Annotated in this window: 1 pseudogene; it reads right to left on the reverse strand. The window is 50.8% G+C overall.

Going from position 1 to position 575, the window contains the following annotated elements:
* A pseudogene (locus HXW94_RS19675) lies at nt 1-251 on the reverse strand (group II intron reverse transcriptase/maturase); the annotation flags it as partial.
* Between the last annotated feature and the right edge of the window lie 324 nt (nt 252-575).

Below are 575 nucleotides of genomic sequence, written 5' to 3' on the forward strand. Positions count from 1 at the left end.
GACACGGTCGGTATTCCCAACGGTCTCATACGACCGTCTCCCTTGGGTATTTCCACCCTCATTACCGGAGGAGGGAAATAACTGCCGGAGGACATCCGATTCCAGAGTTTGTAAAGATTGTCCTTTAAGTTAGACTCAAACTCTTCGATTGACTGTCCGTCTACACCGGCAGCCCCTTTGTTGGCTTTAACCCGTTCATATGCTTCCACAACCTCTAATTTAGGAATACAAAACGGCTTTGCTTGGTTCAATCCAATCCTCCTATTTCCAGTTGTTTTCTTTACTTCAAGCGGGTCAATGCTTCCCCTTCGCTCCAATTCCATTACAGAATCTTCATCACTACTACGGGTCGCTCCGCCCCTGTGCTCTGCATCGGTACTCTCATACTTACGGGGCCTCCGCTTGTATTTCTCCCTTAGCATCAGGGCGACAGGTTCCCACGTTCCACACAAAAGCCTGTCCCAAGTTCACGCCACCTTTATGCCGGAGGCCGCACGGCCAGTAAACAGGTAACCGCCGAACTTATCCCGGGTTAACGACTCCCCCCCGGTTTTGACCTCATCCATACGCTTTCG

Origin of the sequence: Desulfobacter latus (genome assembly GCF_013389365.1) — a bacterium.
Taxonomy (GTDB): Bacteria; Desulfobacterota; Desulfobacteria; order Desulfobacterales; family Desulfobacteraceae; genus Desulfobacter; species Desulfobacter latus.